The following is a 19,853-nucleotide window of genomic DNA, read 5'->3' on the forward strand; positions in this document are numbered from 1 at the left end:
GTAATTTACTTTCTGTGAGGAGTCTCACGCAGCGTATATATCTTTGAACTCCAAGGTGAATAACTGCGTTTTACGCGAGTGATGGTGAGGACTGTATCTTCCACATCGTGAACGTCGCTTTGCATTTCGTGCATAGCCATTGAAATGGCAGCGAAAACTTCACCGGGAACTTCGCCCAGTTGTTTCTCTTTTGCCTCTTTCTTATCAGTGATGCCTTTAGCTTTCATTGCATTACGTTTACTGAGGTTAATTGAAGCTCTTCCGATAACTTTGAATGATATGAACAGAAGGATTAGTCCTAAAAATACCACACTCATAGCAGAAATAGCCATTCCGATACCTACGCCATCGTGTTCCTCGAACTTCTCCATCTTGGCGTTTTTGTCAAGTGTTTTGTTGTTGGTACTTGGAGTAACGTATTTGTCTGCACTTTGACCTTTTACTTCCCACTGGTCGGCAGCATCGCTTACGCGAGCGTAAGATTGGTCTGCTTGCAGGATGCCTGCAGGGATCACGATCTGATCAAGCAGTTTTTTTCCCGAATCATATAATCCGATCCAGTTGGAGGTTTCCGTGTTGAGCTTGAAGCTCGTATGGAAGGTTCCCCGATTCGGTTCTCCGTCAGCCCAGAACAAAGCGTGCTGGCGCGGTTTTACCAAAGTAAGAATGTCACCTTTCGGTATAAAATAGGTAATGGTATCACCCGGTTGGCTGCTTGCTTTCAGCAAACACCCTGCGAGATCGGCACTACCAAACGATCTGTTGAATATTTCAATCCATGCGCTGTGTACACCGTAGTCATCCTGAAAGTTGCTTTCGTTATCGATCAACACTTCATTCAGTACCAGCTTATTGTTGGATTTTTTCTCTCCACAGGAAGAGCATAAACCTAACACCAGCAGCAAGGAACAGAATATTCCGATTTTTGTTTTACTCATAATCGTTCTTGTTTTAGTGTAAAAAGCCTGATTACAATGGAATATTACCATGCTTCTTAGCCGGGTTAGTTAATTTCTTGGTTTGCAATTGTTGCAATGCACGAATGATGCGGAAACGGGTATTACGCGGTTCGATCACGTCATCAATATAACCATATTTGGCTGCATTATAAGGATTGGCAAACAGTTTGGTGTATTCTGCTTCTTTTTCTGCAAGATATTGAGCCGGATTTGCCTGCTCTTTTGCTTCGCGTGCATACAGCACTTCTACGGCACCTGCACCACCCATAACTGCAATTTCTGCTGTAGGCCATGCATAGTTCATGTCACCACGAAGTTGCTTACAGCTCATTACGATGTGTGAACCACCATAAGACTTACGCAGCGTGATGGTTACTTTTGGTACGGTAGCTTCACCGTAAGCATACAATAACTTAGCGCCATGCAGGATCACACCGTTGTATTCTTGGCCTGTACCCGGAAGGAAGCCCGGAACGTCTACCAATGAGACGATAGGAATATTGAAGGCATCGCAGAAACGAACGAAACGTGCTGCTTTGCGTGAAGCATTGCTGTCAAGAACACCTGCCAGGTATTTCGGCTGGTTGGCAACAATACCTACGGATTGACCGTTGAAACGTGCAAAGCCGATGATAATGTTTTTAGCATAGTCTTTCTGGATTTCAAGGAATTCGCCATTATCCACGATGGCACCGATAACTTCGTACATGTCATACGGTTTGTTAGGATTGTCAGGGATAATATCATTCAGAGAATCTTCCAAACGGTCGATAGGATCATCGCAATCTACGTAAGGAGCTTCTTCCAAATTATTCTGAGGGATAAAGCTCAACAACTTGCGAATGAGTGCCAACCCTTCTTCCTCTGTCTGTGCTGTGAAATGAGTAACACCGGATTTCGTTGAGTGAACGCTTGCTCCACCCAGGTTTTCCTGGGATACGTCTTCACCGGTAACAGTCTTAACTACTTTCGGTCCGGTAAGGAACATATAAGATGTACCTTCCATCATTAATGTGAAGTCTGTAAGGGCAGGAGAATAAACGGCACCACCGGCACACGGACCAAAGATACCGGAAATCTGCGGAATAACTCCGGAGGCAAGAATATTGCGTTGGAAAATTTCTGCGTAACCAGCCAAAGCGTTGATACCTTCTTGAATACGGGCACCACCCGAGTCATTGATACCGATACAGGGGGCTCCCATCTTCATCGCTTGATCCATAATCTTACATATCTTCAGTGACATGGTTTCTGATAATGAACCTGCGGAAACGGTGAAATCCTGAGCGAATATATAAACAAGCCGTCCACCGATTGTACCGCATCCGGTAACTACACCATCGCCCGGATAGTGCTTCTTTTCCATACCGAAGTTTGTACATCTGTGTTCTACGAACATGTCCATTTCTTCAAAGCTACCTTCATCGAGCAGCATGGCTATACGTTCGCGTGCTGTGTATTTACCTTTTTCGTGCTGCTTGGCAATTGCTTTATCACCACCACCGATGCGTGCTACTGCACGGCGCTCGATAAGCTCTTTAATTTTTTCAAGCTGGTTACTCATAAGTTTTCAATTTACTATTTAGTTATTTACAATTTTCTTTTTCCGGGGTTTGAGAATCTGACGGTTTACAAGCTACGTTTGATCCGGATACCGTTGGAACGGATGGAGTTGCAAATTGTAAATCGTCAGACAGACAATGAATTTAATGTTCGCAAAGTTCGGTCAAAACTCCCAATGTAGATTTCGGGTGAAGGAAAGCTATGTTAAGTCCTTCCGCACCTTTGCGTGGGGCTTTGTCGATCAAGCGGATTCCCTTTTCTTCAGCTTCTGCCAATGCATTGGCTACACCGTCTTCCATGGCGAATGCAACGTGATGAACGCCGGCACCTTTGTTTTCAATAAATTTGGCAATAGTACTTTCGGGAGAGGTTGGTTCCAATAATTCGATTTTGGTGTCACCTACTTTTAGAAAAGCTGTTCTTACTTTCTGGTCTTCTACTGTTTCGATGTTGTAACATTTCAGACCTAATACATTCTCATAATAAGGAAGGGCTTCCTCGATGCTCTTTACAGCGATGCCCAGGTGTTCGATGTGTGAAATCTTCATAACTGTATTTTTTATATTGGATTAATTAAACTTCGGTTCAAATAAACCAGCACAAAGAAAGTCAATTCTTTATTAATAAAGAAATATTTCAGCATTTAATTTCAAAAGTCAATTAACAACCGGACGTTAATTTGACGAGATGTAAGGTAATTAGGTACTGCGAACTGGTTATTGTATACATCCGTCACCCAATAATAGGAGTTGACGTTGCTAATATTTAGCAAATTGAAAACATCAAGTCCCAACCATATGCTACGAATATTACGTCCGAAGCCGGTTCGGTGCTTGTCTGTATTATCAATAATTACACGGGACATACCGATGTCCACACGTTTATAAGCCGGAGTGCGGAACACGGCTTCTTCACGTCCGCTATGAGGGGGGCCGAAGGGGAAACCACCGGCAAGGGTACCCTTGAGGTTCATCTTCCATTTCTTGCTTCCAGGGAAATAGTCTGTAAAATATAGAGAAAGATTATAACGCTGATCCGTTGGTCGGGGAAGCCATTTGCCGTTTATTTTTTCTTCGGTCTTCATCACTGAGAAGGTTAGCCAAGAGTCCGTTCCCGGCACAAATTCACCGAATAATTTCATGTCCAACCCCATGGCGTACCCGTTTGCCATGTTGCGTCCGTAATAGCTGATACGGACATTGTCTATATTATAAGGTATAAGGTTGCTCAGGGCTTTGTAATATACTTCAGCCGTGAATTTGAAGGGACGTCCTACGGCTCGAAAATTGAAGTCGCTGCCTACTACGAAATGTATAGAACGTTGAGATTTAATGTCCTTGTTAAGAGAGACGGTAGCCATGCCGTCTACCATGGTCGTGTCGCGGAATTCTTTGTAGAATGGTGCCTGGTAATAGACACCTGCCGCTGCACGAAAAGTGAATTGTTCGTTGAATGCAGGAATGAGAGCCAGTGAAGCACGCGGACTGACTATAAATTCTTTGTTCCAACTCCAATAGCTTCCCCTTAAGCCGGCAGTAAGTGTGAATAATCCTGCATTTGTCTTGAATTTATAGCTGTCTTGAGCGTATAGCGACATACGGCTGCTGCTGATGTCGTTTTTTGATGACATGCTGTATATTAATTCCGGACCGTCCGGGACTTGCGGTAACGAATACCCTGCAGAGTCACGCAATTCCCATTCGCGGAGTTTGTCTTTGATACGTTCCTTTTTTAGTTCTAGGCCCCATTGTATGGCATGGCGCTTCACCTGATGTTTACCGGTTAATGAATAACTTTGTACATCGGCATTCAGGTAATTGCGGGCATGCTCCATGTAAGTGCCTACACCGATGGTTTCTCCCGTGTCTTCCGCTTCTTCATCTTCACCCGACGGATCGAGTTCGTTTAACCAGTATTGACCTGTGATGTCGTAGGTTTCCTGTTCTTTCGTATGAAAAGCAGCGGCTTGAAAAGTCAGGCTATTGTGGTCGTTAAAATGATAGGTTGCGCTACCTGCCCCGAAAAAAGTGCGGAACAAGTCCCGTTCCTGGCCGTCGAAATAGACTTTGAATTCCCTTACTTCGGATAACGTACCGAATCGGGTGGTGCGGTCTTCGGGTTGGAATATGTATTTGTTTTCCGAGATATTCCCGATAAATCCGAATTCCCAACGTTTATTCGGTCTCCAGTTCAAGAAAGTCTGATAATCGGTGAATTGGGGATCGTATTCACCTTTCGTGTCAAGAGTTCCTAATAAATATCGGTTACTCTTATATCGGACGCTATTGATCCATGAAAATTTTTTGTTACCGAATCCCAAGTATGCCGATACGCCTAAAAGACTAAAGGCACCGGTCGCTTCAAAGCGTTCAGGCTTTTTATAGGTGATGTCCAGCACAGATGACATTTTGTCTCCATAACGTGCTTCGTATCCTCCTGACGAAAAACCGACACTTTCTACCATATCCGGATTAATGAAACTCAATCCTTCCTGTTGCCCCGAACGGATGAGAAGAGGACGGTAAACCTCCGTGCCGTTGACGTAAACCATGTTTTCATCGAAACTTCCTCCACGGACATTGTATTGCGAGCTTAGTTCATTGTTCGAGCTGACTCCTGCCTGGGTAGCGATAATTGATTCGATATTGCCACCGGAAGCGTCGGGCATCAGTTTATTGGCTTTGATATCTATTTGTTGCACCGTTCCGGTCTGCCGACGGTTTTCAGTAATGGTTACTTCTCCCAATTCATAGTCCAGTACGGGCAGTGTCATGTTGATGTTGATGTTTCCTTGGGGACGTACCAATACACGCTTGCGGGTGTTGTACCCTATCATGGAATAGATGAGTGTGACGGTGTCCCTGGACGAGAATTTGAGTGAGTATTTGCCTTTTAAGTTACTGACTGTACCGGTAGCGGTTCCTTCGATCCGTACTGTAGCCAGTTCGATAGGGTCTCCGTTCTCGTCCGAGATTACACCTCCTATCTTGACTTGTTGTGCCAAGACAGGCAAGGTAAATAGTAAAAGCAGATAAATGATTGAAAGGCGATACTTCATACTTAATTCTTTAAGTAGCCAAATAGTCACTATTTACTACTTAACTACTAAGAACTATAACGTGAAAAACGCTTTAAACGTATATTTTGACCAATAAATTGTTCAACCAGTTCCACCGGAAACGAAACCAGCGGCGTGTGCTGCTTTGCTTTCCACCAAAGCGAAGTACGAAGTCACGGTATCCGTGTTTTTTGAAAGGTAATCCAACGTCCATGAATTCCAAGTGCCTGAATTTCCGTTCATAGGCATCTTTAAGAGCCATCCATACGGCTAATATTCCGGGATATTGAAGAGCGTATGTCTTCCTCATTCCTCCTGAAAACCAAAGGTAGGCACTGTCTTCTGAATAAATACATGCCGAACCACCGATGATTTTCTCTTTATAGCGTACGATGAAAATCTTTCCTTGGTCGCTGCGTATTAACTTTTCTTCCATATGCCGGAAGAATTCAATGTTTGGAAAATGTTTGCGTATGTGTGAGGAATAGACCTTGTAAAGCATTCGTGAGAATTCCCGGATTTCTTCAATAGAATGCGCTTCCTCTACTTTCGCCCCGTTTTGTATGCCTTTCTTGATTTGCCTGAGACGCGAGGGACTGAAACGTTCTTCCACCTTTTTCTGACTGTGGAGGGAGTTGCGTACACGTAACCAATTGACGGGGAAGTAGTTGTTTTCCCGAAAGTACTTATAGCCGAACAATGCATTGTCCAGATTGCGAAATTCTATCATGAAGGAGACTCGTAATACTTCTGTTGTGAGGTGTTCCAACATTTCACCGAAAACGGCTTCCCGATCTATTGCATCATCCATATAATCTCCGGTACCATATATTTCACACCGTCTAACAATGGATGGAGGGAACAATGATTTGTTGGTACGAATGCCTGCCAATAACTTTGCCACAGGTTTGCCGTCAATGGTGGCGACAATATAAACCGGAGAATATCCCGGAGTTGCTTCATAGATCAAAAACAACTCTTTGGAATGGAAGGTATTCTTTCCCGGCAAATCGGGTATTTCGTTTCCGCGATAATATGTAGTGAGTCTTAGTGGCATTTTTCTGATCCGGATTTACTTAATGTGTTGCTTTATACCATGATGTCTCTGTAATTGATTGGGTGGACGAACTGACACTCGATTCGGAGGTGGTAATGCCAGAATAAGTGTTTACTTTGACTTTTCCCATACTCATCGAATAATAATATTCGGTGTGTTTCTTGTATTTTCCGGGGACGGTGCGTTCGAATTGGGCTTCAAATTCGGCCATTAATTCCGGGTCTTTGCAAAGCTTGCTGACATAATCGCCAAAATCGAAAAAACGTACAGGACTATATCCGTCCATGCGTTGTATTTGATAATTAATATGGGTGTCGAGTGCAAACCTATCATTTACCTTTTTCATGACAGAGGCAAGATTGTCGAGTTCCGGACAGAAAGTAATCCCGATTGTCCCGCACGGCATATCGCTGTAGCTTTTGTAAAAACGGAGAAATGCATTACTGATGTTTTCATAATCTACATCACCGAACAGGTAAGGGCCGATTTCGGCATAAGGCATCCCGTAAGCCATGATTTCGGTGGGGCACGCAATGAGATAATCGGCTACTTCTTTCAGGTCATAAGCTACTTCGATGGAAGACATATAGCAATCATCGAAAAGAATGTATTCCATTTTTATGCCTGCCTGTGCGATTCCTTCGGCAAGTGTGGAAATATCCGTTTGGTACTCTTTTTCGGTTCCTCCGAAGTAGCGGGTCAAAGGTACACCTTCATATTCCCAGTACTCTTTTTCACCGATACTGCGGGATGCAGGCGATGAAACCGGAATCCAGCCCATGCCGTGGCAACCGATGGTCATGGCATATCGTCGGGCAGGTGCGAAAGATTTAGCATCGTTCAGGATGCCCGCAATACCGTTCACCGTAGTAAAAGCCGGGTTGTCATATTCTTTGAGAGGGATACGTACGCATTTTCCTTTCTCATATTTCAACTCAAAAAGACTGGCTTTCGTTGCCGTTGTAGAGAGGAATACGATAATTCTTTCATTTTGGAGGATATTCCGGGCTACTACACTTTCCATATCCGAAATGTTGGTTTCGAAAAAAGGTAAAAGATTATTTGCCCATGGCAGATACATCAACACCGTTTGCTCCGACTTGGAGGGTGTTACAGGAATATCCTCATTCTCACAGGCTACGATGAAAAAGGATAAAAACAGGAATATGCACTTAAACGTTTGTCTCATTGAATACAAAGTTACACTTTTATTTCTTTTTTCAACAAAAAAGAGATAGCTTTGTTGTATCTTAATAAAATAAACAAAAGAATTATGGTAGAAGAGATTCTTGCTTTCAATGAGCAGTTTGTAGAGAAGAAAGGGTATGAGAAGTTTATCACGAATAAATATCCTGATAAAAAACTTGCTATCCTCTCATGTATGGACACTCGCCTGACAGAATTACTTCCAGCTGCTTTGGGGTTGAAGAATGGTGATGCTAAGATTATCAAAAACGCTGGTGCTGTTATTTCCCATCCTTTCGGTAGTGTTATCCGCAGTTTGCTTGTGGCAATTTATGAACTAGGGGTGGAAGAGGTGCTTGTGATTGCCCATTCCGATTGTGGAGCGCATCACATGGATAGTGAAGAGATTATCGGCCGGATGCTGGCGAGAGGCATTCGTGAAGAAACCATCGATATGATCCGCTATTGCGGAATTGATTTCCGGTCGTGGCTGGGTGGATTTGATGACACTGCCGAATCGGTAAAAGGTACCGTAGACTCTATTATTCATCACCCATTGATCCCCGGAGATATAAAAGTACATGGTCTGATTATCGATTCTTTAACCGGTAAATTGACCAGGGTGGTTTGATTTATACATTTATGAATATAGAAATTGTGTGAGAGAAACATCTTCTTATACATGGCGATGCTCCCATTTTTTAGTGGGAGCATTATTATATCCAGTTATTATCTATCTTTCAAATATTCTCTTTATCTTTGCCTCCAAATAAAACAGCATCGGGAAAGTTTAATGAAGGATTCCCGTCATGAATGCATGTTTCGCATTAAAATAGACAAAATTACTAACAAAGAAAACCCAAACAAAAAATGAAACGTATTGTTTTTTTGGATTATGTGCGCGTGTTCGCGTGCTTTCTCGTCATGATTGTTCATTCCAGTGAAAATTTTTACGGTGCCCCGGGATCTACGGATATGGCAGGGCCGCAGTCTTTTCTGGCCAATGAGGCAGACCGTCTGTGGGTGTCTGTATACGATGGCTTCTCACGCATGGCAGTACCATTGTTTATGATTGTATCCGCATTTCTTCTTGCACCGATGAAGGAAGGACAGACCACATGGCAATTCTATCGCCAACGTTTTATCCGCGTTGTGCCTCCTTTTGTCGTATTTATGATATTATACAGTACTCTGCCGATGTTGTGGGGACAGATAGATGGGGAAACATCCTTGAAAGATTTATCACGAATTCTCTTGAACTTCCCGACACTGGCCGGACATCTGTGGTTCATGTATCCTCTGCTCAGCCTTTACTTGTTTATCCCCGTCATATCACCATGGCTGAGAAAAGTTTCAGCGAAAGAAGAGCTTTTCTTCATAGGGCTGTTCGCTTTGTCAACTTGTATGCCGTATCTTAACCGTTGGTGTGGGGAAGTGTGGGGACAATGCTTTTGGAACGAATACCATATATTATGGTACTTCTCCGGCTATTTGGGATACCTCGTATTAGCACATTATATACATGTCCACCTCACATGGAATCGTTCCAAACGTTTTATTATTGGACTCATTTCAATGGTTGTCGGTGCTGTATTGACCATTTACTCATTCTATGTGCAAGCTATACCCGGAGAACTCCATACCACTCCCGTGCTGGAAATAGGATGGTCATTCTGCACAATCAACTGTGTGCTTCTCACAGCGGGTACGTTCCTGATGTTCACATGTATAACTACACCGAAGGGACCACGAATCATAACAGAATTATCAAAACTCAGCTATGGCATGTATCTTATGCACATATTCTGGCTCGGTCTGTGGGTAACAGTATTCAAGCAGACTTTGGCATTGCCTACCGTTTCCGCTATTCCCTGTATTGCAGTAAGCACATTTATCAGTTGTTTCGTAACTGCAAAAATTATTTCATTCATACCGGGCAGTAAATGGATTATAGGTTAAATACTGGACAGGAAGCCGGTTGCTGAAATCGGTGTTTTTGGTAACAAATAGTTTGATTCAAAATGAATTATTTGTAAGGAAAGTGCCAATATATGTTATGCCTCGTATGTATATATCTTACGGGGCATAACATATACTGATAACGGGTGTTCCATCTATAATTATTAATTCAAATCTTATTTTTATTCATAGCTATTAATAATCAATCCTTTATTTGACTTAGTTGAATTACTGTCAAATTAGCAACCGTTTTCTTTCATATCTTGATATCAACCTTCTATATACATTTGTGTTTGTGTATCTATAGGAGGAGGGGGTACCTCCTATAGATACACAAACACAAATGTATATAGAAGGTTGATAAGGATTTTGGTGAAAAAATCATTTATGAATACACAATCCGCTTGAAATAATATTTATCGTCAATAATACGTTTTTAATAATTTGTCATTTTCGTGTTTAAACTGTTGGTACGTCTGATTAAATAGCATTAAACCGCTACTATGTGGAAAATATGTTATTTGTATTCAGTCTAAATATTTTGAATTATCTACAAATAATAGATGTTTTTAAAGCATGATTACTTAATATTTATTTACTTTGTGACTCGTAAACGATAGATGCTTTCTATTACAGAGGGCAACACTTTGATGACCGATATGAACACATTGTCTAATGTGGACACCCGACAAGGCGGGATAGAACCTCCTCACGTTGGATTTACTTCCAATGTTTCCTCCGAAGCACAAAGCTCACAAACAGGGGTGTCGGTAAGATATGCTCAAGTTCCAGACAGGAAATGGTTCGTCTTGCGAGTTACCTACAATCGGATAAGTAAAATTCAGGATATCATAGAAAATGATAAAGCTGAAGTATATTTACCAATGCGGTTTGAAATGAAACTGATTAAAGGAAAGAAGAAGCGAGTGACAGAGCCTCTTCTACCCAATATCCTTTTTGTATATACTACGGAAGAGTATATAAAATCGGCTGTTGAAAACAACTCCAACAGCAAAATCCTGAATTACTATTACAATCATTTTGCCATCAATGAATATGGTAAGAATCCACCACTTACAGTTCGATATAAAGAGATGATGAATTTTATTCATGCAACGAACATCGATAATGAGCATATCAGAGTGGTCGAACCGGAGCATTGCCACTATAAGAACGGTGATATGGTGAAAATCATCGATGGCGATTTCAAGGGAGTGGAAGGAAGAGTGGCGAGAGTGGCCGGACAACAACGGGTGATAGTAGAGATTGAAGGCTTATGCATGGTGGCTACGGCCTATATTCCAACGGCATTCTTGAAGCCTTTAAATTCTGCAAAGGATACTTCTCTAAAATAAAAGTCAAAAGGTGATATATAAACCATAAAAGTAAACCATTAAAGGCAAACAGAAACCATGCGTACCACAGAAAATAGAAAGGATGGTTATCTTTGGAGTGATTGTGACAAAGCGGTTTACTGCATTGCAATTCCAATGGCTGTTTTTGAGAGTGTGACGAAGCAAAGTTACCGATTACAAATAACATAGAAATATCGTAATAATAATATTAATAATAAAAAATATGCCTATACCATTGATACATAACACTGGCATTCAATATTATGAACTTCCAGAAAATTTGGTTATAGATCTTAACGCAAGTGTGATAAGAGCTCTTCGCTTTTATGAATTTAGATATGGGGATAGAGTTTATCTGGATCCTACCTATTATTTTCCTATGCACGATAAATATCTTCGTAGAATGGATTTAATAGGAGGCGGTTATCTTAACCCTGTTACGAACGAATTAATGGATGAAAGCGAAATAAATGAAGCTATGAATTGGTTAGACGTTGAAAATCTGCTAACTGTCAATAGACTTGACGTTACCATTGGTGATAGAAGGTTAAGTGCTTTGGAACAAATTGAAAATAAATGGCTTCCTATGCCATATTTCGTAAGGGACTCCTCTGGAAATAGCACAACTCCAACTAATTGGTGCCGTATCAAGCTGATTCCTAAAACAGCTACTCGCTCTCTAAAGGAATACAAATTGTTCTTAGCATTTGATACGACGTCACATCCAGAGTTAGAAAAGGAATCAACCAATTTTCAAGGAGAGCCATTTCTAGATTACTCTCTTTGTGGCTTGTCTGCCGAAGATATAGAACAGATGGTTGGAAGGCAAAAAGAGCTAATTCAATCTATTATTGTGCCATTGAAAGCGTATGAGTACTGTAATATTCAGGAACGACCATGGCTTAATCGGTATTTGCAAGAAATTCTAAATAGTTCTGATCTCGATGCTTTTGAGGTTGGACAGAAGATGAAGTATTTAGTGTATTATGCTTATCTTATAACTTATTTACATCGTCTGCAAATACTTCCAGACATAAGATTATACAATGATGCTGAAACCGTTCCTATTGCTACGAACTTGGTTCTTGATATTGGAAATTCTCGCACGTTTGGTTTGATTGCAGAAGATCCAATAGATACATCTTTCTCAAAATCGTCAATTATAAAGTTAAGGGATTTAGAAACCGGAGAATTATATGCGGAACCATTTGACATGCGTCTATGTTTCAAGGAAGAGGCCTTTGATATTCCTTCTCCTGACGGAATGTTTAAGTGGCCAAGTGTTGTGCGACTCGGAAAAGAAGCTATTAGAAGCATTTATAGCGGTGACCAAGATTTAGATACACCATCACAATTTGACACCAGTTACAGTAGTCCCAAACGATTCCTTTGGGATACTGAGCCCTATTCTTCTCAATGGAAATACATATCGGAGAAAGATCGTTTTATTGGTCCTGCACGAACTGTTGATTATGATGGAATAATGCAACAGTTCTATAATGACGGTCGCTTTGCTCCAAATCCACAAGAAATGGGCGACAAAAGTTCATACTCAAGAAGTAGTCTGATGACATTTTGCTTCATCGAAATATTATTGCAAGTTCGACAGCAGATTAATAGCTATGAGTTCAGACTGAACAATGGAGAAGAGGACAAAAAACGTGTCATCAAGCGCGTAATATTAACTTGCCCTACCGCAATGGCAAAAGAAGAACAGAAAACATTACGTAGGGCAATGGAAGAGGCTAGCATTGTTCTTAAAAGATATTACACAAATACATACAATCAGCCATACAATCCAGAGGGAGATACGGATAAAATAGAAATCATCCCCTCGGTAAGAGACTTATCTTTGAAAGCAGATAATTTAGACGTGCGTCGTAGCTGGAATTATGACGAAGCCACCTGTTGCCAAATGGTTTATCTTTACAGTGAACTGCGTAGGTATTTGGGTAATGCGTCAGAGCTTTTTAGTATTTATGGACAACGTCGCAATAGGGAGGAAACGCCGTCATTGACCATTGGAACTTTAGATATTGGAGCGGGCACAACAGATGTTATGATATGCAACTACACTCATACAGCAGAGAGTATTAGGCCTGTGCCTCTCTTTTGGGAAAGTTTCAAAATTGCAGGTGATGATTTAATAAAAAGGGTGATAGTTGATGTTCTACTCGATTCTCCACAACAAGAATATCCTGAAGCGTCCGGCATTATTACAGCCAAACTAATATCAATGGGATGTAACAATGTATCGGATAAGATGCATCATTTCTTTTCTGATACACAAAATATGGGCAACAGGGAGAAAAAGATGAGAAAGGAGTTTATGATACAAGTACTCCAGCCTATCGCGAATTTCTTGCTTGATAAATTGCAACGAGACATGGAAGAGAAACCATATACATTCTCTGATATTTTTGTGAGCAACAAGCCGTCCCAAGCCCTGATGGATTTCTTTACACAGCAAATAGGCTTTAGGTTTGAAGATTTAGTAATACGTTATTCTCCTAAATTTATCAACGAGATTATTCGCAGGGTATTCGAGAAAAATATGCGCAAGTGGGCAGCCTTGTTCCATACTTACAAATGCGATATAGTCCTCATTAGCGGACGCCCGTGTTCATTAAAACAAATACAGAACATGATAAGGCGTCTATATCCGACTGCTCCTAACAGGCTGGTTTCTATGAATAATTATCGAGTAGGAAGTTGGTATCCGGGTTCTACCGACATAGGTCACTTCAGAGATAACAAATCTATGGTTGCCGTTGGAGCTTTGATCGCATATTTGGCCGAAAATGGACGTTTGAGTCAATTCCGTCTTAATACCGAATGCTTAAAAACGAAAGTACTGCCGACAGCAGAATACGTAGGTATAATTAACACTCAAATAGGGACACTCGACAATATATTAACTCCAGAAATCAATGGGGCTTACAAAACGTTAGCGGCATTTCCTATTTGCTTAGGAACCAAACAAATTGACGTTGAAGGGTATCCTGCAAACCTATTATATGTCCTTAAGTTCAATGACAAAAACATACGTAGTAAGGCCATAGAATCTGTCAAGAGGCAGTCCGGGCTTCCTGCAGATACTCCAGAAAAGGACATTGCACCTGAAAGAATAGCAAGGGAAATGGAAACCATGAAAATCAGGATGTGTCGTCACTCCCCTTTGAATTTCTGGTTTGAGAGAGAGTACAATGAAGATAAAGAGTATGTCAAAATTGGCTCTATTGAGGATAGTGAAAGGAATGATTTATCTACAAAGTATTTTGAATTAGCACTACAAACTTGGTTCGAAGATACGACAAATTGGTTAGACACCGGTATTTTCAAACTTCATATAGGCATTTAAAAATATAGATTTTTATGAACAGTAATAGTATAAAATCTCAATTGTCTGCTAATGCAAAAGCGTTAGAATGGGGACATGTATATCTGCGTGGTCAGGAACTTGCGGATTTTAGGAGCAATTTAATATCCAACCGCATAAAACTTAAAAGACTGTTATATGCAAACGAGGTAAATCCCGCTGCAGCTATATTCGGTGAGAGTCAAGTTGGAAAATCATATATGGTAGATTGCTTATTGACGAGCGAGACCGAGGTTCTTAATATATACAATGATAAAGGTGAACCTACAGGCTTTTTAGAGTCTATCAATCCATTAGGTGGAGGTAAGGAAGCTACAAGCCTTATATCACGTTTTACAACACGTAAAGTTTGGGATGATCATGATCCTGAATATTCAATAAAGGCAACTATGTTGACACCTATAGATGTTGTAGTTGTCTTGTTGGATGCTTATTATAACGATGTCATAAACCATGATTTTCCCAAATCGGATTTTGTAAAAGAAGAAATTGCAAGACTCGAGAATGCTTACCACGATAGAAATCCCGTCCAAGATATTATAACTGAAGATGAGATCTTTGAACTAAAGGAATATTTGAATTCTGGGTTGGTTTCGCGAGGCGAAGCATTTAGGGAGGCACTTGTTGATACTAAATATTTAGAGAATTTGGCTTTGCTTATTAGCCATATCCCAGAAGAACAATGGGGAGATGTATTCGAATTCCTTTGGAATAAAAATGAGATACTTACTAATGTCTTCAATACATTAATATCAACCCTCAAGAGGTTGGACTTTTCGCGCACAGTGTACATTAAAATGGAGGCTGTTTTAAGAAAATATGGCACAATTTTGCACGTAGATCGGCTATATGAGTTGTTTGGAATCTCCGAAGTGATTGATAACAACGGAGATAGACGCGCAATTAAAAAAGCAGATGAGCCGTCAATGGCTGTTTTGACCGAGAAAGGAACTAGATTGGAAGGCATAAATAAAAGTGAATTCTGTGCATTAGCCATGGAACTGGCTTTCACGATAGCTAATCCTCAAAAAGATAATGGTAAGCTCTTGGAAGAAAAGCCCTTCCTTAAAAATAGTGATATCCTTGATTTTCCTGGAGCGAGAAGCCGTAAAATGATTGAAGCGAACATCATTTCTGAAACCGATGCTTGTGAGATGATTCTTCGCGGTAAAGTTGCATATTTGTTTAATAAATATTCGCAGCAATATCTTATTACTAACTTGCTTTTCTGTCATCACGATGTCAAAAGTGAGGTTGTTACCTTGTCTTCTTTGCTGAAGGGATGGGTTGAAAGTACTATAGGTAAAACTCCTGAAGAACGAGAGAGTTTCATGCAGAATGCAGAAATATCGCCTTTGTTTTTGATTGGTACCAAATTTAATATTGATTTAACCAAGAACCCGGACGATAGTAAGGGCGATGCAGAAGACAGACAAAATGCCATGCACTACAGATGGACTAAACGATTCGAGATGTTGGAGAATCTTATTGCGCCTACAAGAGAAAATAATTGGTTAAATCAATGGACACCGGGAAATCCATTCAAAAATATATATCTCTTAAGGTCTTTTGAATATTCATGCCAAGGAGGATTATTTGAGGGTTATCAAGAAAGAGACAACGAGAATTTGTGGAAGTTAATTTATAAACCAGACGGTAGACTCCAAGGCGAAACAAAGGTAAGTGATGAGTATAGCACTTTTATACCTCAACTTAAACAATCTTTCTTGGAGAACGAATTTGTTGAAAAACATTTTGAAGATGCAAATAAATCTTGGAATGAAGCCGCGACTGTTGGCAAAGACGGATCTGCATGGATAATAGAGAACTTAGGTCGTTCTGCTGCTAGTATGTCGACGTCCCGCGATGCGCAGTTCTTGAGAGTAAGTCAAGAAACATTTGGCCTGTTAGTAAATTCACTATATGTGCTATACCATGATGACAATAGCGATTTGGAATTGAAAAGGCAAATTCAGGCGGCAGGTGAAATATCTTTGACTTTTGATGTCCTGTTTGGACGTGACAAATATTTCTTCTCTGATTTTATAAGTAATATGGTTATAGATGAAGAGAATTTGCACGATGTGGTAATGGATATTGTGAACAACACTGTAGTTGTCAATGAAACAGATTTAAGTGCATTGTTTGCTATTCGCGCTAGAGCCAATGTGGATAATTCACTGTCATTTGACGAAAATAAAAATCGCATCGAGACAGCATATAGCATCGAGACAGACGAAAAACTTCAAGAATGGCTTGATGAAAGGAAGCTGACGTTGGAGGATATAATAAATCCACCTAAGGTTATGAATTTCAGCCGTATTATAGCCGATTCGGTTGAACAAATGTGGGTCAGTACACATCTTTCACTTGAACATTATCAAGATTTTATAGAGCGTGGGTTAAGCGAAAGGGAATTGAAGAAACTTCTTGACAATACTTCTGTCTTATATCGAGATAAACTCAAATTATCAGATAGAATAGCCAAAAAAATACATCCATTTGTGTCGTCTTCAAGCTCTGTTGATGACATGGCTGATATGTTAGCTGATATATGCGCAGAAATGATAAACCGCTTCGTTAACACAGTGGGGGCTGCTTACTATGAGAAAGAAATGTGGGAGAATGTCAAATCAACCATATCACATAATCGCTTTGACTTGGAATTGCAGTCAGAGGTGTTTGGAACAGTAGAATTTGACGAAAAAGGAGTTAGAGAGAATCTGCCTGAGGTCTTTAACATATTTGACAACGTGGATAAGATACTGAATGAGATTCCTGTTGATAGAAATAAGCTCAAACATTTTTCTAATTATCAGGAGTACTATAAATGGACAGAACTTATGAAGGTTTCATTCTTGGCAACACAGGGAATACCTAAATATGACGTAAACATGAATAATGCTCTTCGTACTTTGATTGTAACTGGTATAGTTGAACAAGCGGACATGAGGGATCTTGTGGAGTCTAGTGAAATATTGCAATCCCTTCAATCAATCAATAAATAAATGCTGATGGGGGCAATTGAACTGTCTACTACCGTTCTTAAATCCTACAACCTCACTCTATGCGAGGGAAAGGCTGTTATAAGGAATCAAAATCGAATCAACGGCCTGATAGGAGTAAGGAATTCTTTAATACCGGAGGAATATCACAATCTTTTGGCAAAGGCCACATTTATAGGGAATATGGTCAACGAATCTATTGTGTGGACTACGGATGTTTTCGAAGATATTCCTTCGCGTTTAAGCGATTTAAGTGGTGAAGATTTTACCAGATACTTTGGGATTCTCCAAGAAGCTCTTCAATCATATGCCAATGCCTTTCAAAATGCAGAAGACCGTGTAAAGCAACTTCTATATGCAGCAATTACATATTCTTCTAAAGATTCTGTTTATTGCGCAAACAACAAGGTTGTTATCACGGAGTGGGGGATGTCTAAAAGAGGCGATTTTGCACCGATAGGTATGCCTATTTCCATTGATGATATGATACTGGATCATAATTCGACATCGAATGAAACCCAAATTTCAGATGAGGATACTCGGGATAATAGCGGCATTGTTGCTCACGATAATTTCGGTAATTCTGCTGTAATCAATGCTGTTGCTACTGTTACGGATACAACACTATCGGAAGGCCAAATTACAGAAACCGCATCCTCAAACTCGGGCTCAGCTGGCAATACGACAAACAGAACGGAAGATAGCGGTAAGATGAAAAAGAATAAATGGTGGCATTGGCTTTTGGCATCGCTATTAGCCGCAGCTATAATTTCAGCCTGCCTTTTAGGTAAAGGATGTTCATCAAGTTCCGTAATGCTTGTTTCACCGGATATTGATTCAACACAGGTGGTTCTTAGCAAAGATTCGCTTAGATACGTGGTAAACAATCGATTATTACTTTTGATTACTAAAGATGGTGTTACAATTGATGATTTTGCCAAGAGTTTTCGTCAGCGATACAATGATGGCAAGAAGTATATCTTGTCAAATCCCGACACGTTAATTCGAAGAGTGACATTAACTTTGCCATCGGAAGAAAGAGATGAATTTGAAGAGAAACTTCCAAATGAGTTTGCGGAATTTGGACTTGTTGTTATCCCTGAGACAATGTACAAGAGTTCATATCAGCCCAATGATCCCGAATTAAGGGATGCTAACAAGCGTTGGTATTTTGATGAATGCTCTGTATTTGATGCGTGGAATGTGACTATGGGTTCTGAAGATGTTGTAGTTGCAGTCATTGATGATGGATTTGACTTAAATCATTCGGAGTTAAAGGGCAAAATCGTAAAGTTATATAACGCGGTATATCATTCAATGAATGTTATGCCATCGCCAAGCGGACATGGAACGCATGTTGCTGCTACAGCCATTGGAAATGCAGATAATAGTACTGGTATTTCGGGCATTGCGCCCAAATGCAAGTTGATGCCGATACAAGTTGGAGATGCACAAGGCAACATGACAACTTCTGCAATATTAGATGCTGTAATATATGCAATAAATAATGGTGCAGATGTTGTAAATATGTCCTTGGGAATGTCTTTTGGCCCTTTTGTACAATTCGCTCCCGTGTATATTCAAAAAAATTTTCGTGCCAATATGTTCTTACAGGAAGAACACGTATGGAATCATTTGTTTAACATAGCACGGCAAAACAACGTAACTTTTGTATTGGCAGGAGGTAATGAAAACTGCTTAATCGGATTAGACCCTATGCAGAGAAGCGAGAATGTGATAAAGGTTTCTGCTGTACAACCCGATAAGCAGAAAGCATCTTTTAGCAATTATGGTGATATGTCCACTGTTTCTGCTCCGGGGGTACGAATATTTAATGCGATTCCGGGAAATAGATACACTTTTATGGATGGAACCAGCATGGCTGCACCGATTGTAGCCGGTGGGTGCGCACTTTTGAAAAGTAATGATCCCGGTCTTTCTGTTGCGGAACTTGCACAAATTCTTCGTCAGACGGGCAATCCCAGCACGTCTGATGTTGGTCCGATAGTAGACTTCGCAAAAGCATTAAATGTCGAATACTGTGATGCCGATGAATGCTCAAAGATTAATGAAAGGTATAATGAATTGCTTGCAGAATTGGAGAAATTAAGGAAGAATCATCCTGGATGTATTTAGCAACCTGATACTCTCTCAATTCCTAAAGATGTCAGTGTTGACCAGTTGTTAGGGCGTTGGAAGAGTACTACATCGTTGTATAATGAGCAAGAAGACGAAGTTGTCATATACTTTACGTTCAATGGTACTTCAAATGCACGATTAGACATCATCGAGCCTGCCGGGTACGACTATTCCGCAAATTTAACTGTTTCAAT

General features: G+C 40.5%; 12 protein-coding genes. 6 read left to right on the plus strand and 6 right to left on the minus strand.

What is annotated here, in order from left to right:
* Positions 1-5 precede the first annotated feature (5 nt).
* The 6 genes from H8744_RS11025 to H8744_RS11050 all read right to left on the minus strand — a co-directional run bounded on the left by H8744_RS11025 (position 6) and on the right by H8744_RS11050 (position 7,826).
* Complete coding sequence (locus H8744_RS11025) at positions 6-938, minus strand: OadG family transporter subunit (RefSeq protein WP_262434870.1); 933 nt, start codon at positions 936-938, stop codon at positions 6-8.
* Positions 939-969: 31 nt separating this feature from the next.
* Positions 970-2,523 carry an acyl-CoA carboxylase subunit beta gene (locus H8744_RS11030; protein WP_262434871.1) on the minus strand — a complete coding sequence of 518 codons (1,554 nt, stop codon included), beginning with the start codon at positions 2,521-2,523 and terminating at the stop codon, positions 970-972.
* A 142-nt stretch (positions 2,524-2,665) separates the two neighbouring features.
* Complete coding sequence (gene mce, locus H8744_RS11035) at positions 2,666-3,070, minus strand: methylmalonyl-CoA epimerase (RefSeq protein WP_262434872.1); 405 nt, start codon at positions 3,068-3,070, stop codon at positions 2,666-2,668.
* 101 nt (positions 3,071-3,171) lie between these two features.
* Positions 3,172-5,580: a TonB-dependent receptor gene (locus tag H8744_RS11040; RefSeq protein ID WP_262434873.1), complete on the minus strand. Its 2,409-nt coding sequence runs from the start codon at positions 5,578-5,580 to the stop codon at positions 3,172-3,174.
* A gap of 73 nt (positions 5,581-5,653) precedes the next feature.
* Entirely contained in the window at positions 5,654-6,637 is a 984-nt protein-coding gene (locus H8744_RS11045; RefSeq protein WP_262434874.1) for a GNAT family N-acetyltransferase, read from the minus strand.
* A gap of 19 nt (positions 6,638-6,656) precedes the next feature.
* Complete coding sequence (locus H8744_RS11050) at positions 6,657-7,826, minus strand: clostripain-related cysteine peptidase (RefSeq protein WP_262434875.1); 1,170 nt, start codon at positions 7,824-7,826, stop codon at positions 6,657-6,659.
* A gap of 84 nt (positions 7,827-7,910) precedes the next feature.
* On the opposite strand from H8744_RS11050, the gene H8744_RS11055 reads away from it, so the two are divergent.
* The 6 genes from H8744_RS11055 to H8744_RS11080 all read left to right on the plus strand — a co-directional run bounded on the left by H8744_RS11055 (position 7,911) and on the right by H8744_RS11080 (position 19,656).
* Positions 7,911-8,453 (plus strand): beta-class carbonic anhydrase, encoded by a 543-nt coding sequence (locus H8744_RS11055; RefSeq protein WP_262434876.1) that lies wholly within the window; start codon positions 7,911-7,913, stop codon positions 8,451-8,453.
* 239 nt (positions 8,454-8,692) lie between these two features.
* Positions 8,693-9,781 (plus strand): acyltransferase, encoded by a 1,089-nt coding sequence (locus H8744_RS11060; protein ID WP_262434877.1) that lies wholly within the window; start codon positions 8,693-8,695, stop codon positions 9,779-9,781.
* 620 nt (positions 9,782-10,401) lie between these two features.
* Positions 10,402-11,136 (plus strand): UpxY family transcription antiterminator, encoded by a 735-nt coding sequence (locus H8744_RS11065; protein ID WP_262434878.1) that lies wholly within the window; start codon positions 10,402-10,404, stop codon positions 11,134-11,136.
* 223 nt (positions 11,137-11,359) lie between these two features.
* The gene (locus H8744_RS11070; RefSeq protein ID WP_262434879.1) at positions 11,360-14,497 is read left to right on the plus strand and encodes a virulence factor SrfB; all 3,138 of its coding nucleotides are present in this window, start codon (positions 11,360-11,362) and stop codon (positions 14,495-14,497) included.
* Positions 14,498-14,511: 14 nt separating this feature from the next.
* On the plus strand, positions 14,512-17,523 hold the full coding sequence (locus tag H8744_RS11075; RefSeq protein ID WP_262434880.1) for a virulence factor SrfC family protein: 3,012 nt from the start codon (positions 14,512-14,514) through the stop codon (positions 17,521-17,523).
* A gap of 6 nt (positions 17,524-17,529) precedes the next feature.
* Entirely contained in the window at positions 17,530-19,656 is a 2,127-nt protein-coding gene (locus tag H8744_RS11080; RefSeq protein WP_262434881.1) for a S8 family peptidase, read from the plus strand.
* Positions 19,657-19,853: the final 197 nt, after the last annotated feature.

Source organism: Jilunia laotingensis (assembly GCF_014385165.1).
Lineage (GTDB): Bacteria > Bacteroidota > Bacteroidia > Bacteroidales > Bacteroidaceae > Bacteroides > Bacteroides laotingensis.

What these genes read in the sequence shown, in the direction of transcription:
- H8744_RS11055 (WP_262434876.1), top strand. Translation starts at nt 7,911, where the DNA reads ATGGTAGAAGAGATTCTTGCTTTCAATGAGCAGTTTGTAGAGAAGAAA.
- H8744_RS11040 (WP_262434873.1), bottom strand. Translation starts at nt 5,580, where the DNA reads ATGAAGTATCGCCTTTCAATCATTTATCTGCTTTTACTATTTACCTTG.
- H8744_RS11060 (WP_262434877.1), top strand. Translation starts at nt 8,693, where the DNA reads ATGAAACGTATTGTTTTTTTGGATTATGTGCGCGTGTTCGCGTGCTTT.
- H8744_RS11065 (WP_262434878.1), top strand. Translation starts at nt 10,402, where the DNA reads ATGCTTTCTATTACAGAGGGCAACACTTTGATGACCGATATGAACACA.
- H8744_RS11050 (WP_262434875.1), bottom strand. Translation starts at nt 7,826, where the DNA reads ATGAGACAAACGTTTAAGTGCATATTCCTGTTTTTATCCTTTTTCATC.
- mce (WP_262434872.1), bottom strand. Translation starts at nt 3,070, where the DNA reads ATGAAGATTTCACACATCGAACACCTGGGCATCGCTGTAAAGAGCATC.
- H8744_RS11030 (WP_262434871.1), bottom strand. Translation starts at nt 2,523, where the DNA reads ATGAGTAACCAGCTTGAAAAAATTAAAGAGCTTATCGAGCGCCGTGCA.
- H8744_RS11080 (WP_262434881.1), top strand. Translation starts at nt 17,530, where the DNA reads ATGGGGGCAATTGAACTGTCTACTACCGTTCTTAAATCCTACAACCTC.
- H8744_RS11045 (WP_262434874.1), bottom strand. Translation starts at nt 6,637, where the DNA reads ATGCCACTAAGACTCACTACATATTATCGCGGAAACGAAATACCCGAT.
- H8744_RS11075 (WP_262434880.1), top strand. Translation starts at nt 14,512, where the DNA reads ATGAACAGTAATAGTATAAAATCTCAATTGTCTGCTAATGCAAAAGCG.
- H8744_RS11070 (WP_262434879.1), top strand. Translation starts at nt 11,360, where the DNA reads ATGCCTATACCATTGATACATAACACTGGCATTCAATATTATGAACTT.
- H8744_RS11025 (WP_262434870.1), bottom strand. Translation starts at nt 938, where the DNA reads ATGAGTAAAACAAAAATCGGAATATTCTGTTCCTTGCTGCTGGTGTTA.